The organism is Lachnoclostridium sp. An131 (assembly GCF_002160825.1).
Classification (GTDB): Bacteria; Bacillota; Clostridia; order Lachnospirales; family Lachnospiraceae; genus Laedolimicola.
This window is the reverse complement of sequence record NZ_NFLI01000031.1, coordinates 1-14,867: the sequence shown is the minus strand read 5'-3', so window position 1 is coordinate 14,867 and position 14,867 is coordinate 1. Positions and strand designations below refer to the sequence as shown.

The window sequence follows — 14,867 nt, the reverse complement described above, 5'->3', positions numbered from 1 at the left end:
CTGCATGTTCGGCGCTCCTTTGTTTTACTGGAACTATTGTACCGCAAACCAAAAGAAAAAGCGAACCGGATAAAAAAGAAGGTTCGTCATTCTCACCAAAGGATAAACACTCTGAAAAGCCGAAAAAACTAATAGTTTTTTCAGTTTTTCAGAGTACTTATCCACACAGCAGCTTATAGCTGTGAAGTACTCTTAATTGAATGAATGGTATGAGCCCCGGTTGTGGATAACTCCCGCCGTGTCTGCAATAGTAGATACGAAAAGATTTTTTATTTTCTCCGTTTTGCACAACGATTCACAGAAGATCGCTGGGCTGAACTTCCTGGATCGGGTGTCTGGATACGATCTCCAGTCCCTGCATCAGCGCACGGTACTGCTCCAGAGTGATTTCCAGTGCCTCTTCTGTTGTGCGGGGCCAGCTGAAACCGCCAAGCTCCAGCCTTTTGTAAAGGAGAAGGAATCCATCCCCTTCCCATACGAGCCCCTTGATGCGGTCACTGCGCCTTCCACAAAACAGAAAGAGGATATCCTTTTCATATGGATCCAGCTGGAAGTTGAATTTCACAATGGATGCCAGTCCATCAATCCCGCGCCGCAGATCCGTATAACCTGTGGCAATGTAAACTTTCCGAAAGCCGGATGCGTTATTCAGCATGGAGGATTCCTCCTATCCGGGAGAGTAATTCTGCTGAGGCTGAATTCGAGATTTCCAGGACGAGGTTCCCTTTCCGGATTACCAGATCCGGATGGAAAATGGATGATGCATCTGGTGATGCAGCCGGAAGTTTGATCTCAGCAAAAGATACCGTCCTTTGAGCGGCAGACAACGGTTCTGTCTCTGCAACTACAGGTAATGGCGGATTCTGAGATGCTTCATAGGCTTCCCGGCGCAGGATACGTTGCCAGTAAAAGAACTGCTTCTCAGAGATCCCGTTTGCACGGCACCATGCGGTCTTGGACATCCCGCTGTTCATACATTCATTCAGAATCTTGGTCCAATGCTCTGCACGGACTTGATGTGTGATTTTATCCATGGCGATAACTCCTTTAAAAAACTTGTAGTTTTCCGGAGTTATTATCTCATGGAGCGAGGAAACTGGCACGGTACTACTGATTTACCGTGTACGGACGGGAAATACAAATGGGAGATAAAACATGACAACACTTCTGATTATGCTTTTGGGAATGGGCGCCGGACGCTTCTTCCCTGTCAGCCAAAAGAGAAAAAATGAACTGCTGCAGCTTTTCTGCACGCTGCTTTTGATCTTTTCCATGGGAGCAGGCCTGGGGCAGAGAGAGGATTTCTTTTCGGAGCTGGGGGTTCTGGGCCTTCAGAGCTTTGTGTTCTTTTTGATTCCGGCGGCCGGGTCCACTGCGGCTGTCTATCTTCTGACCAGGCGTTTTATGGACGAAAATGAGAGAGGCAGGCAGCAGGCGCACGGCGGGGATGACAGGGAAAGCAGGGAAGACAGGGAGGACAGCCGGAAGAGTAAGAGCGATCCGATGATGTTTCTGGCGCTTGGCGCGCTGCTCTTAGGGATAGGCTGCGGGGCGGCTCCCGTTCTGTCTGATTTTCTGGAACCGCTGACGTCCCGCACCGAATGGATTCTCTGGGTTCTGATGTTTTCTGTAGGCATAAGCGTCAGCCTTCATAAGGGCATATTAGACGGGATTCGCTATTATCATGTGAGGATTCTGGTCATTCCCTTCGGGATCATCGCGGGCTCTCTGGCTGGAGGAGTTCTGTGCGGGCTGATTTTGAATTACCCGGTAAATGAGGCGGTGTCTGTTGCCAGCGGACTGGGCTGGTACAGCCTGGCAGGCGTGTCCATTAGCAGCCTGGCAGGGGCCAGCCTGGGAAGTATTGCGTTTCTGAGCAATCTGCTGCGGGAGATAGGATCCTTTTTTATGATTCCCTGGATTTCCCGGCATTTTAATGCGTGTACCTGTATTGCCCCGGCGGGTGCGACCAGCGAGGACACCACGCTGCCCATGCTGATCCGCTATACGAATGAAGAGACTGTAGTTTTTGCCGTGCTAAACGGAATCATCTGCTCCACCTTCGTGCCGGTGCTGATTTCCCTCTGCTATTCATTCTGATCTGGCAGAGGGTTCTGCCTGTCCGGCGCCTGCCGGTGCTGAAATTTCTTCTGCTTCCGATGGAAAAGGAGCAGTGTCTGGTTTTGTGAAATTCTGAGAAGCGCTGTTCATGTAAGGCCCCCTGATTATAGTATGAATATTATAGCATGATAGAGAAAAAGATGGTATGATTGGTTTCGGAGAAAAACAGCTTTAAATGATAAAGGAGTACGGAAAAATCAATGAGTATTTTGAATGTAGAGCACTTAACCCACGGCTTTGGAGACAGGGCTATTTTTCATGATGTGTCCTTCCGGCTGCTGAAGGGAGAGCATATCGGCCTGGTGGGGGCCAACGGAGAGGGAAAATCCACGTTTATGAATATCATCACCGGCAAGCTGCAGCCGGATGAGGGAAAGATAGAGTGGGCGAAGAACGTCCGGGCAGGCTACCTGGATCAGCATACGGTTCTGGAGAAGGGAATGACGATCCGGGATGTGCTGGCTTCCGCCTTTGGCTTTCTGTTTGACCTGGAAGCGCAGATGAATGAGATGTATGAGAAAATGGCGGAGGCCTCCGAGGAAGAGATGGAGCGCTATATGGAGGAGACAGGAGTGATCCAGGAGCTCCTGTCCGCCCACGACTTTTATAGAATTGACGCAAAGGTAGAGGAGGTAGGGCGCGCTTTGGGGCTTGCGGATATCGGCCTCGACCGGGATGTGACGGAGCTGTCCGGCGGCCAGCGCACGAAGGTGCTTCTGGGCAAGCTTCTTTTGGAGAAGCCGGATATCCTGCTGCTGGATGAGCCGACCAACTACCTGGATGAGGTTCACATTGAATGGCTGAAGCGGTATCTGAATGATTACGAGAACGCGTTTATTCTGATTTCGCATGATATTCCCTTTCTCAACAGCGTCGTCAATCTGATTTACCATATGGACAACCAGGAGCTGAACCGCTATGTGGGCAATTACGACAGATTCCAGGAGGTCTATGCAGTAAAAAAGGCCCAGCTGGAGGCAGCCTATAACCGGCAGCAGAAGGAGATTGCGGAGCTTAAGGATTTCGTGGCGAGAAATAAGGCCCGCGTAGCCACGAGAAATATGGCTATGTCACGGCAGAAGAAGCTGGATAAGATGGATCTGATCGAGCTGGCGGCAGAGAAGCCCAAGCCGGAATTTCATTTCAGGGAGGCCAGGACTCCGGGCCGTTATCTGGTGGAGGCCCATGATCTGGTCATCGGTTATGAGGAGCCGCTGTCCTCCCCGCTGAATTTCCAGATGGAGCGGGGAGAGCGCGTGGTTCTGACCGGTGCCAACGGAATCGGCAAGACTACGCTGCTCAAAAGCATTCTGGGACTTATCCCGCCTCTTTCAGGAACAGTGGAGCTGGGCGATTATCTGGAAATCGGATATTTCGAGCAGGAGATGAGCCAGGACATAGACGCCACAGCGCTGGAAGAGCTGTGGAAGGAATTCCCGGGCTTCAGCCAGTTTGAAATCCGCTCCGCCCTGGCAAAATGCGGGCTTACGACCAAGCACATTGAGAGCAAGGTGAGGGTGCTGAGCGGCGGCGAGCAGGCCAAGCTCCGCCTCTGCAAGCTGGTGAACAGGGCCAGCAACCTGCTGGTGCTGGACGAGCCCACGAACCATCTGGACGTGGACGCAAAGGACGAGCTGAAGAGGGCGCTTCAGGAGTATAAAGGGAGTATTTTGATGGTGTGTCATGAGCCCGAGTTTTACGAGGGCCTCGCTGCCAGGGTGTGGGACTGCAGCCAGTGGACCACACGAGTGTAAATGACTGCAGGCCTTATAGTTTCATCCAGTATCATGCTTTTTGTTTACAATTTCTATCTATAAGATTTAAAGACAGGTACCCGGCGTTTTGAGGACAGCTGCGGCAGCTGTCTTTTTTTATGATCTTTTACAGGGCATATTGATGCAAATGCGATGCAATCGTAATGCAGAATGAACATAGTCCACGGCCGGGGAACATTTGACAGAGGAGGAATTTTTGATGAAAAACAAGAGGATAAAAAGGATAATTACTGCTGCTGTCCTGGCGGCTGCACTTTGTATTACTTTGGCCGGATGCGGAAATGGTTCGAAAGAGGCTCCGCAGGCGGACGCACCAGGCAAACCGGAAACCGGTGAAGGCATATCAGAGGAAGCTGCTTCCCAGGAAACAGGCGTAGAAATGCCGGAGCATTATGATAAGGAGGCAGGCAATGTTTCCTTCAAAACAGAGGTAATCGTTTCTGATGAGGTCCGGGAGAGCGGCTTGCAGAAGCTGTCTGCATCTGTACAGAAGCCTGATCCAGAGAAGGTACTGGAGTGCCTTATGGGAGACACAGAGATCAAGGCGAAAAATGAGGAGGAAAATAATTACTGGTATGAGGGAGCAAATCATGAAATCCTCACAATCAATGATACCTCTATCGGATTTTCTACGCAGTTTTCTGTCTATGTAAGCAACGCATTCCGGCTGCAGCAGGGGTATTCCGATTACAATGCAGATAAATACAGGCTGGATAAGGATTTGGAATTTGCGTCAAGACAGGAAGCCTTTGAGAATATCCGCCAGGTGCTGGAGATAATGGGAATCAGGATTGGAGATGACTATCAATGCTATGTTCTGGAGCATGCTGTGATGCAGAGCGAGGAGGCTGTAATGGATATCAATGGGAATCTGGATCCGGCGAATTATAAAGGATCGTGGACACAGGATGACGATTCCTACTATTTTGTTATAAACCAATCTTACGGGAATACGCCGGCTTATCATGTTTTTTATGACAATTTCCCGCTGGCTGCAGATGAAAATGCTCCGATACAGGTTTTGTACAATCAGGATGGCATCCAGTTTCTTCAGCTCGAAAAGGTATTTACCTTCACAGAGCAGGAAGGCAATTATGACTTAAAGCCTTTTGAGAAAATGGCAGAGGTTATCGAAATGAAATATGGGATGCTGTTAGACGGCAGTACCTATTCTGTCAATCAGGCAGTATTGTATTATATGGAAAATAAGGCCGGCGGGGGACAGTATGAGGTGCTCCCGGTCTGGATTTTCAATACGACAGATAACGGGACAGGAAAGAAGCTGCAGGATATTGTAGACGCCCAGACAGGCGAGGAAATACTATGGGAAGAGAGGTAGCGCTGTGGAATTACCTCCGGGCAGATTTGTACCGTGCGGTTGTTTCGTGGAGATTTTTAACCGGGGCGCTGGGGGTTACTCTCACGATGTACCTTGCATCCATGGAAGGAATTGCAGGCGATACGAACGTAACCTATGTGGTGTGGCTGATTGTTTACGGGATGCCGTTCATGCTGAGTCTTGTATTTTCGGCATTCCCGTTTTCGGGCTGCTTTTGTGAGGACTTTGAAAATAAATATGCTTATCTGCAGATAGAAAGAGGAAATCTGAATCTGTATACAGTCTCCAAAATAATCACGATTATGCTGGCTGCAGTTCTTGCCATGACGGCAGGGGTTATCTTATATGTGAGTATTCTGCATATCTGGCTGCCGTGGTTTGATGCCGGGGATGCGGTATGTCAGAGCGCAGCCGCACTGGGAGGCTTTAGAGGAGTCATAGGCAGCGGTCATTATCTCCTGTATTTTGCATTGTTTGGACTGCAATATGGAATTCTGGCTGGCGTTCTTGCGCTGCTGGCGGCATATGTATCGCTGTTTATCAGTAACAGGCTGCTCACTTTAGCCGTTCCATTTATGGGCTTTTATTTCATCTCCTATTATAGCGGAGCGCTGTTTGGGGCAAATGAGAAGCTGAATTTGACGTATATTTTTAATGCTTCCTATAATCTCTGGAACAATGATATCGCTTCGTTTGCATATGCCATTTTTACCGGCGTGCTTCTGGGCGGAATTTTAGGAGTATTGATGCTTTACAGATTAAAAAGGAAAATTGGAAATGAATAAAATAGGCACACAATTAAAATTTAGCTGGCGTTTATTTGTCGATAGAACCGTATCGGTAAGAATGCTTACGCTTTTGCTCCTGCTGGGATTCGTGTACCATATTTTTCTTTCTCCCTTAAACAGCTTTCTCAAATCCGTGCAGTATCCAATCTGTCCCTGCGTATTTCCGTTCCTGCTGTCTGATATTTATTTTCTGATTCTTTTTATGTCGGCTGCTGTTTCCTATTTTTCTGACGCGCCGTTTATGAAAAGCTGGACGATGTACCAGGTGATTCGTACAGGGCGGGTGCGATGGGCTCTGGGGCAGATCGAAGCCATTATTCTGAGCTCTTTTGCGTTTGTCATATTGGCGGTCAGCATGACGGGAATAGTATTCCTGCCGGATATTACTTTGAGTGAAGGATGGGGAAAGGTTCTTTACACGCTGGCTATGACGGGAATTTCAGGGGAGTTTGATATTCCATTCAGTATTTCTTATGAGATAATCAGCCGTTATACAGTTTGGGAGGCATTGGGTGTTACGATCCTGATAAGCGGCATGGTGATTACCTTTATCGGACTGCTCATGTTCTGCGTCAGCCTGATTGGTTCCCGCTTATGGGCGAATATGCTGGCTATGCTCTTTGTAGTCATACCTATGGTACAGCTGAATCTGGGCAGGGCTGCTGCCGGGCTTGCCTATATCTCTCCGGTATCATGGATGAACCTGTCCCAATTAGATATCAGGAGCGCTGGAATCAGAGGAGCTGGAAATACGCTGTCTTTAGGCTATTGTACAGCTGCGCTGGGAATTACATGCCTTCTGCTGAGTATAGTAATTATCTGGAAAATAAGAACGGCTGATTTTCAAATGGTAAAGGACGATTAAAATGGAACAGACAATAATCAGAGTAGAAAATGCTTGTAAGAGCTTTCGGGGGCATAAGGTGCTGAAACACGTTTCCCTGACCTGTGAACCGGGCAATATATATGGAATCATTGGATATAACGGGTCCGGAAAAACAGTATTATTCAAAAGCATATGTGGATTATATCGGCTGGATGAGGGAGAAATCTGGATTGGCAGTAAGAAAATGAAACGGGACATAGATGTGCTGACAGAAGCAGGCATTATCATCGAGGAGCCGTCTTTTCTCAGAAATTACAGCGGGTATCAAAACCTGGATTTTCTGTACAGAATCAGAAATAAGAAAAACAGGCAGCACCTGTATGACGTCATGAGGAAAACAGGCCTTGACCCGCTGTCAAAGAAAAGAGTGTGCAATTATTCTCTGGGAATGAGGCAGCGGCTTGCCATTGCACAGGCAATCATGGAAGAACAGCCGATCCTGATACTCGATGAACCCATGAATGGGCTGGATAAGCGGGGCGCCGCAGAAATGAGAGCGTTTTTTGAGGAGCAGAAGCATCAGGGAAAGACGATTCTGATGGCAAGCCACAATAAAGAGGATATAGACGTATTGTGCGACCGGGTGTATGAGATGGATGCGGGTGTCTTAACCTTGCTGAGATAAAAAACTCCTTGAAAATCATTTTAATTGGGGTTACGATTTACTTAGACATCGATGTGAATTGCGTGCTCCTATTCTATAACAAGGAAAATCCGCTGTTTTGCTTGAATGTTAATCTGCGTTGCTTGTGGCAGCGGGTGCTTCCCCGTACAATAGCTGTAACAACGAAAGGAAAGGAGAGCATTCCCAATGTTAAATGAAAACATTAAGGCAATCAGAAAATCAAAAGGGCTTTCGCAGCAGGAGCTTGCTGTCAAATTGAATGTGGTACGACAAACAGTCTCCAAGTGGGAACAGGGGTTGTCCGTTCCTGATTCTGATATGCTAATCTCGATATCGGAAGCGCTAGAGACGCCTGTAAGCACTTTACTGGGAGAAACGGTGGCAGAACTGAAGGTCGATGACTTAAAGGCGATTTCCGAAAAATTAGAGATTATAAACCTGCAGCTTGCCCAGAGGAAGACGACCAGGAGGAAAGTACTTCATTGGCTGCTTATCTCTTTGTGTGTAGTCATAGTAATCATTTTTGCGGTTTTGGCGGTATGGAACAGTCCCTATTTGAGCTGGGATTATAGCGATCCTGAAACTGCTGTTGTCGGAGTTGGTTTTCATGCGCTTGAGTGGCTGTTTGTCAGAGCAGCGCCGATTATCTTTGTGGTGGCAATTGGTGGGATCTTTTTGACACGGGAAAACCGTAAATGAAGCGTTTTCATCATTAGGCCAGGCTGGCAAAATAAATCCTTGACGGTGATGGATAAATTGCAATTTGAAAGGATGGTGCTGTATGAAAAAGGGTGTCTTGATATTATTGACGTTTGTTCCCATAGCTGTCGGATATATAATTAATCTTTCTATATTGTGGCCTGCAATCGGTCTGATTATTTTCTATATTCTTCCTTTGGCTACATCCGTATTTTGGTTTTATCTTGGCAGGCTGTATGCTGGAAGCACTTGGAAAACCATTCCAGCGCTATTGATCGGTAACGCAACAGGCGTCATTTCTCTGCTGGTTTATTTGTGGCAGTACTTATTGGAAACTGATGAGACAATGAACCTGGCTTTAGCAGCTGCTTCACAAATGTTTTCGAATTCTGCCCCAATATATTTGCTGGCAAGATTTGCGATTCTTTTTGAATCTCAGCCAAATTATATCGGAAGAGCATCCATGGTTGCTTTGAATGTCATCTCATTTATGTATATGATAGTGATTTTTGTGCTCGGCTTCATCTGGGGCAAGAAAACTAAAAAAATGTAATGTAAAACAAAGTGGGGGTTATCAATATGGGATTGAAAACTATTCCGTCGGGAGGTTGACTGTAAATGAACAGAATCCGCAGGCCAGAGGATTTTATGAGCACATGGGTTTTCGAGTTTACAGAAGAACCGACCTTGATGAACAAGGAAATCCCTACCCCATTTTGTATATGAACTGTTAAGCAAGTCAATAAAACTAAATAGCAGCCACCATCGGTAATTAATGAAAGCAGTAAGTCTGAAAAAGATTTGCTGCTTTTTGGCGGCTGCGGCGAACCAAAGACCGCGCCTGCAAGAGACCTTGGCGACCGCTTACAATCTCGGAACGTGTCTTTTGGGAGTTTTGCTGGATGTTGAACATCCGGCCTTCCCTTGGTATCATTCTTACCGTGAAAAGACGGGAGCTTCAGCGATAAAAGGAGAGAATGATAAAAATGGTTATTGTATATTTTTCAGGGACAGGGAATTCAAAATATATCGCAGAAAAATTTGCTGACAGAATGCAGATTGAAGCACATAGTATTGAAGAAAATATAGATTTTGGGAAGATATTTGATAAAGTCGATACGATAGCAGTATGCTATCCAATTTATGGATCCTGTGTTTCCCTAATCATGAGGGAATTTGTAAAAAAGTATATCCATTTTTTGAAAGTAAAAAGCTGATAATCTTTTGCACACAAATGTTATTTTCAGGAGACGGTGCAAAGGCATTTGCTCGTTTAATCCCTGATTGTGACGGAAGGGTTCGTTATGCAGAGCATTTCAAAATGCCCAATAATATTTGTAACTTTGCATTATTTCCAATGACAGAGAAAGAAAAAACAAAAAAGCCATGGAGGGCGCTTGGAAAGCTGGATAAAATCTGTTCTGACATTCAGAAAGGCATCGTAAAAAAGAGAGGTTGGAATGCTTTCTCCAATATACTCGGAAAAACCCAAAATATAGCATATCCTAAAATGGAAGCAAAGGCTAAGGCTTCTTTTCGTACAGATGATTCTTGTATAGGATGTGGTTTATGTGTTAATAAGTGTCCTATACATAATCTTGAATTAGTAAATGGAAAAGTTAAACAAAATAGAAATTGTACTCTTTGCTATCGGTGCGTAAATATATGTCCGAGACAAAGTTGTACAGTTTACTTTACAAAGAAACCAAAGAAGCAATACAAAGGAATTTCATAGATCTTGACTTAGGCAGGCAAATGGAATACGCTTTATTTTACGTGTTATATAAGCGGCGGTATTCCAAAGCAGGAGTATCGCCGCTTGTTGTTAAATCTGATGTGTGAGTATCCAGTTTAGTAAATCAGAAGATTGAATAGTGCCTGCTGCTAATTGCAGGATAACATCGGACAATTCTGTTTGCGTATGCTGTAATTCAATCCCGTTTAAAGCAAGGAATACCAACATGACATGTGCGCCGATACGTTTATTTCCGTCTATAAAGGGATGATTTTTTACCAGACCAAAACAAAGACGGGCTGCTTTCTGCTGAAGAGATGGATAGACATCCTCCCCACCAAAGGTTTGAAACGGAGCATTCAGCGCAGAGTCTAACATTTCTTCATCGCGTAGGTCGGACGAACCTCCGGTCTCTGCAATGAGCTGTTCGTGCAGTAGAAGTATCTGCGATTTGGATAAGCGGATCATTTAGCAAGGACCTCGTAAGCCTGTCGATTCTTTTCGATGAGACGTTTGGAAATAGCCTTGACATCTTCATCGGAAGCGATCTGTTCTTGTTCAGCAGCGCTGAATTCCATGACCAGATACCGAGGAACGTTGTTTTTTAATATAATAACAGAACCATTCTCGTCTACCAGGCGTGCTACTTTAGAGAAATTCTGATTGGCATCAGTGATGGAAACCAGGTTTTTTGTGTTAATATTCATAATGACACCTCCTTTTACTGCCTTTACTTTTATTATATACAAGAATAGGATAAATTCAACCTATTTCCATAAAGTTACAACTAGATGTTGTCAAAAATGGAAAGAAGATTTTACAGGTCAAAACTTCGGATGCAAAATTGTTTTTGAACAAGCTTCAGCAGGATAGTAAAAGATATAGCACAATCAAGAGAATCCGGGGGAGCTGCGGCCTGCCTTTCAGATGGCGGTGGATGATGATGTCCTCCGCAAAAATCCATTTAGTTTTGAGCTTGCCACGGTGGTAGTCAACGATAGTGTGACTAGGGAGGCTATTACCAGAAAATAGATGCGACAGTTCTTGAAATTCGTCCATGACGATAATGTGTACTGTAAGTATTACGAAGTAGTTTATATCCTTTTTCATACAGGAATGCGTATCTCGGAATTTTGTGGCCTGACACTGAAGGATCTGGATATGAAGAATCGAATCATAAACATTGACCACCAGCTACAAAGAACTTCCGATATGCGGCTGGTTATCGAGTCAACGAAAACCAATGTAGGAACCAGGAAGCTGCCTATGTCCGAAGGTGTATTCCGGTGTTTCCAGGCCATCATCGAGGACCGGGAAGCACCAAGGTATGAGAGAGTGGTGGACGGATACACAGGATTTCTGTTTACGGATAGAGAGGGGCTTCCTCTGGTGGCGATGCATTGGGAGCATCGATTAAACATATGATAAAACGATACAAAGACATTTACCGGGTTCAGATGCCGAATATCCCCCCGTATGTCTGCCGCCACACTTACTGCAGCAATATGGCGAAATCAGGCATGAATTCAAAGACACTCCAGTATTTGATGGGGCATAGCGATATTGGAGTAACGCTGAACACTTATACCCATCTGGGCCTGGAGGATGCCGTGGATGAGTTAAAGCGGGTGGAAGAACTGGAGAATGCCAGGAAGGAAATGGAGAAGGTGAATGGAGAGGGGACGGTTTCACAGAAAATGTTCCGGGCAATATAATATGGAAAGGATGAAGGCGCTCTGCTTTGGCAGGGCGTTTTTGACATTTCTTTTCATGCTATAATTAGTGTAAAAATACTGATAATAGAAGCAGAATGCTTGAATTAGTGCAGCGAAGAATGATATACTGTATCATATAAATATGTCTTTTATTTATGTAAAAACTGCAGGAGGAAAACCAATATGTTTTATTCTCCATTAAGATATCCAGGGGGCAAAGGAAAATTAGCTCCACTTATGAAACATTTAATTGAGACAACTGGTCATGTGGGGGGCACTTATATTGAGCCATTTGCTGGTGGTGCTGGTATAGCATTAGATTTATTAGAAAATAATGTGGTAAATCGAATTGTCATAAATGATTTAGATAAGGGTATTTATTCTTTTTGGCGTGCACTTTTAAACGAAACAGATAGATTTATTGAAGAAATAAATAATGTTCCGTTAAGTATTGACGAGTGGAACAGACAGAGAACTATCATGTTAAATTCGGACAGAAGATATAGCTTTGAACTCGGATTTGCAACATTTTATATGAATAGAACTAACAGATCAGGAATTATCAAAGGCGGAGTTATTGGTGGTCTTGAGCAGAATGGAAGTTGGAAATTAGATGCACGATTTAATAAAGATAATCTGATAAAACGAATATCTAAAATAGCGGAAAGAAAGAATGGCATTCATATATATAACAAGGATGTGTCTTCTCTTATAAGAAATTATTTGCCTAAGTATGAAGATAATGCATTTGTATATTTTGATCCACCTTATTTTGGAAAAGGAAAACAGCTTTATTTAAACTTTTTTGATTATCAGGATCATGTTCGTATTGAAAAGATGATTAATGAATCAGTAAATTGTGATTGGGTCATTACTTATGATGATGTACCGGAAATTGCAAATATATATGTGGATCATGAGTTAAGACGTTTCGATTTGAATTATAGTGCATCTGAAAAACGTATAGCGAGTGAAATTATTATTTTTAGCAACGTGAACATGATTCCAGACAAAAAAAGTTTAGAAGAGAAAAAGATATGTATTAATTTACGATAAGAGAGGAAGTAAAATGGCATCTAACAAAAGAATAAGACCGTATCATTTTAATATTGAATATTTTCGAAATTTTAAAGAAGTTTCATTCGAGTTGGGAAGAAAAATCACAGTAATTAGTGGTCAAAATGGTGTTGGAAAATCTAATTTGTTGTCTTTAATAGCATCTGGCTCAGGGGTCAATAAAAAATCTGTATTGGGAAGTAATTTCCAGCCAGAGTTTTATGATTTTTTTAATGTGGATAAAGATGAGGATTTTGAAAATTACAAACTGTATTTGACGTATGTTGAAGATGACGGAACAACGGCGTTAACAAAACGATTATCTTTTAAGGATGATACAAAAACTGGTCGTGGAATTAGAATTATACCAAGAACAACTAATGTCAATATAGAAGATTGCACATTGAAGCAAGCTGAAGAAAAAGCGAAAAATGAATATGATGTTGGCGGTGCGGCAAGGGTAAGAATTCCTACCATCTACCTAAGTCTTTCAAGATTGTATCCCCTTGGAGAACGTAAAGATACCGTTAAAATTACGGAAATAAGGAGGACGAATTCATTTTATCAAAAGAAAGCAGATGAGAAATATAAATGCTGGTACAATACGGTAATACCCAATTCAATAAAAAATGAAGCAGTTTTGTCAAAAGTCGAGAAAAATACTTGTTCAAGAGCTTCATTACATATGGATATCAATAACACGCCTACATTATCGCAGTCTATTGGACAGGATAATCTTGGGAATATCATCAGTGCATTGGTGGATATTTATATGTTGTCATTAGATGATGATTATAAAGGTGCTTTATTATGTATTGATGAGATTGATGTTTCCTTGCATCCAGATACACAGATCAGGCTGTTAGACTTATTTAAGCAGCTATCAGAAGAAATTGGTATTCAATTTGTAGTAAGCACTCATTCTCTGACAATATTAGAGGAGATGTTAAAAAAAGAAAAAGTAAATAGTACAGATTTTAAAGTTGTGTATTTAAAAACACCTTCTGCACCTTACGTCACAGAAAGGAAATCATATGAACTTTTAAAAGCAGATATGTTTGGAAGCCTAAATTTCCAACGTGCTAAGGTAAAAGTCTATTTTGAGGATCAAATCGGAAAAGCTTTGTTTGGAATGTTAATGGATGCTTTTCGAAATATATACCATGATGTGGAATACAATATTGAAAGCACTATTCTTAGAAATAGTTCAGATGTAAGAGACTATGCAAAAATAAATGATAGCATACATAGTTTGGGTAGCTTATTGCAGTTCACAGATAATACTAAACAAATTTCTACATCATTAGGATGTGAAGATTTGATTAAAGTAAATAATGCAGATGAATATTTTAAACGTGTGATTTTTATTTTAGATGGCGATGCAAGATATAAAGATCCATTACAAAAACCTAAAATAAGAGATTATTTAGATGAGAAATATGATCCAAAGAAATTGCATTTAAATGATAGAACACATACTCCGAATATTTGTTTCTTACCAGACTACTTTGCACCAGAATCATTTCTTTATGCAATAATTCATAAGGTATTAAGTAAACCGATGGAACATTTATCCTTTTGGCGTGGACTTGATTCTAATGAAACCACTGCTTTATATACCTCTGAGAAAATCAGTGCTATGTTTGCAGGTTTATCAAGTGAATATAATAATGATGATTTGAAAAATATTTTTACGGACTCTTTTGAGAATGAAGTATGGCAGTTTATAAAGAAATCAGATATAGTAACATATTATTATTCTGATTATAGAACTGTTGTAGAATTGTTGTCGTTTTTAGAAAATGTAAAAAAAGCATATGATATGGCCTTGCCAATAACATTATCAAATAGATATAGTTAAATAAAGAGCCGTTGTAAAATGGCGATATGCTCCCTTCTAGATAGACAAGTGAAATAACAAAAACTTGTCATCTGAGAGGGGCATATTTTATGGCTGAAAACCAAGGGAGCTATTGCTGGAAGAAAAACTATGGATAGTGTCAATGGTTGGACCTGTTGACAGTAAGCGCTTTATAATCGCACGGATAGCAAATTCGCAACTTTTGTGAGATACTTCAGATACTTGGAGCAATTCACTTCATATCTGGTTCTCAGAATTACAAAAGCT

Annotated in this window: 16 protein-coding genes and 1 pseudogene; 13 read left to right on the top strand and 4 right to left on the bottom strand. The window is 42.9% G+C overall.

All coding sequences use genetic code 11. The features are described 5' to 3' along the window. Positions 1-295: 295 nt before the first annotated feature. Both tnpB and tnpA read right to left on the bottom strand, forming a co-directional pair. Positions 296-655, bottom strand: a complete 360-nt coding sequence (gene tnpB, locus B5E77_RS16450; protein WP_143468660.1) for an IS66 family insertion sequence element accessory protein TnpB — start codon at positions 653-655, stop codon at positions 296-298. Next, positions 645-1,034: an IS66 family insertion sequence element accessory protein TnpA gene (gene tnpA / locus B5E77_RS16445; protein ID WP_087166446.1), complete on the bottom strand. Its 390-nt coding sequence runs from the start codon at positions 1,032-1,034 to the stop codon at positions 645-647. The genes tnpB and tnpA overlap by 11 nt, the downstream gene beginning before the upstream one ends. 121 nt (positions 1,035-1,155) lie before the next feature. On the opposite strand from tnpA, the gene B5E77_RS17365 reads away from it, so the two are divergent. The 10 genes from B5E77_RS17365 (at position 1,156) to B5E77_RS16390 (ending at position 9,968) form a co-directional block, all read left to right on the top strand. Continuing rightward, on the top strand, positions 1,156-2,100 hold the full coding sequence (locus B5E77_RS17365; RefSeq protein ID WP_242963798.1) for a lysine exporter LysO family protein: 945 nt from the start codon (positions 1,156-1,158) through the stop codon (positions 2,098-2,100). 221 nt (positions 2,101-2,321) lie between these two features. Next, entirely contained in the window at positions 2,322-3,875 is a 1,554-nt protein-coding gene (locus B5E77_RS16435; RefSeq protein ID WP_087166445.1) for an ABC-F family ATP-binding cassette domain-containing protein, read from the top strand. A gap of 220 nt (positions 3,876-4,095) precedes the next feature. After that, positions 4,096-5,235, top strand: a complete 1,140-nt coding sequence (locus tag B5E77_RS16430) for a hypothetical protein (protein ID WP_087166444.1) — start codon at positions 4,096-4,098, stop codon at positions 5,233-5,235. Next, positions 5,220-6,020, top strand: a complete 801-nt coding sequence (locus B5E77_RS16425) for a hypothetical protein (RefSeq protein WP_087166443.1) — start codon at positions 5,220-5,222, stop codon at positions 6,018-6,020. The genes B5E77_RS16430 and B5E77_RS16425 overlap by 16 nt, the downstream gene beginning before the upstream one ends. Further along, a complete protein-coding gene (locus tag B5E77_RS16420) occupies positions 6,013-6,888 on the top strand; it encodes a hypothetical protein (RefSeq protein ID WP_143468659.1) in 876 nt (291 codons plus the stop codon). Before B5E77_RS16425 ends, B5E77_RS16420 begins: the two co-directional genes overlap by 8 nt. 1 nt (position 6,889) lies before the next feature. Further along, complete coding sequence (locus B5E77_RS16415; protein ID WP_204248082.1) at positions 6,890-7,534, top strand: ABC transporter ATP-binding protein; 645 nt, start codon at positions 6,890-6,892, stop codon at positions 7,532-7,534. A gap of 186 nt (positions 7,535-7,720) precedes the next feature. Continuing rightward, on the top strand, positions 7,721-8,233 hold the full coding sequence (locus B5E77_RS16410; protein ID WP_087166440.1) for a helix-turn-helix domain-containing protein: 513 nt from the start codon (positions 7,721-7,723) through the stop codon (positions 8,231-8,233). A gap of 82 nt (positions 8,234-8,315) precedes the next feature. After that, on the top strand, positions 8,316-8,786 hold the full coding sequence (locus B5E77_RS16405; protein WP_087166439.1) for a hypothetical protein: 471 nt from the start codon (positions 8,316-8,318) through the stop codon (positions 8,784-8,786). A gap of 433 nt (positions 8,787-9,219) precedes the next feature. After that, a complete protein-coding gene (locus B5E77_RS16395; protein ID WP_162609733.1) occupies positions 9,220-9,450 on the top strand; it encodes a flavodoxin domain-containing protein in 231 nt (76 codons plus the stop codon). Continuing rightward, positions 9,363-9,968: an EFR1 family ferrodoxin gene (locus B5E77_RS16390; RefSeq protein ID WP_087166437.1), complete on the top strand. Its 606-nt coding sequence runs from the start codon at positions 9,363-9,365 to the stop codon at positions 9,966-9,968. Before B5E77_RS16395 ends, B5E77_RS16390 begins: the two co-directional genes overlap by 88 nt. A 90-nt stretch (positions 9,969-10,058) precedes the next feature. On the opposite strand, the gene B5E77_RS16385 is transcribed toward B5E77_RS16390, so the two are convergent. Together B5E77_RS16385 and B5E77_RS16380 are read right to left on the bottom strand one after the other, a co-directional pair. Beyond that, entirely contained in the window at positions 10,059-10,436 is a 378-nt protein-coding gene (locus B5E77_RS16385; RefSeq protein WP_087166436.1) for a type II toxin-antitoxin system death-on-curing family toxin, read from the bottom strand. After that, positions 10,433-10,675 carry a type II toxin-antitoxin system Phd/YefM family antitoxin gene (locus B5E77_RS16380; protein WP_087166435.1) on the bottom strand — a complete coding sequence of 81 codons (243 nt, stop codon included), beginning with the start codon at positions 10,673-10,675 and terminating at the stop codon, positions 10,433-10,435. The genes B5E77_RS16385 and B5E77_RS16380 overlap by 4 nt, the downstream gene beginning before the upstream one ends. A gap of 101 nt (positions 10,676-10,776) precedes the next feature. Between B5E77_RS16380 and B5E77_RS17735 the strand changes: the two are divergent. The 3 genes and pseudogenes from B5E77_RS17735 to B5E77_RS16365 all read left to right on the top strand — a co-directional run. Continuing rightward, a pseudogene (locus tag B5E77_RS17735) lies at positions 10,777-11,683 on the top strand (site-specific integrase); the annotation flags it as partial. A 183-nt stretch (positions 11,684-11,866) separates the two neighbouring features. Next, complete coding sequence (locus B5E77_RS16370; RefSeq protein ID WP_087166434.1) at positions 11,867-12,739, top strand: DNA adenine methylase; 873 nt, start codon at positions 11,867-11,869, stop codon at positions 12,737-12,739. Between the two features lie 13 nt (positions 12,740-12,752). Continuing rightward, complete coding sequence (locus B5E77_RS16365; RefSeq protein ID WP_087166433.1) at positions 12,753-14,600, top strand: ATP-dependent nuclease; 1,848 nt, start codon at positions 12,753-12,755, stop codon at positions 14,598-14,600. Positions 14,601-14,867 lie beyond the last annotated feature (267 nt).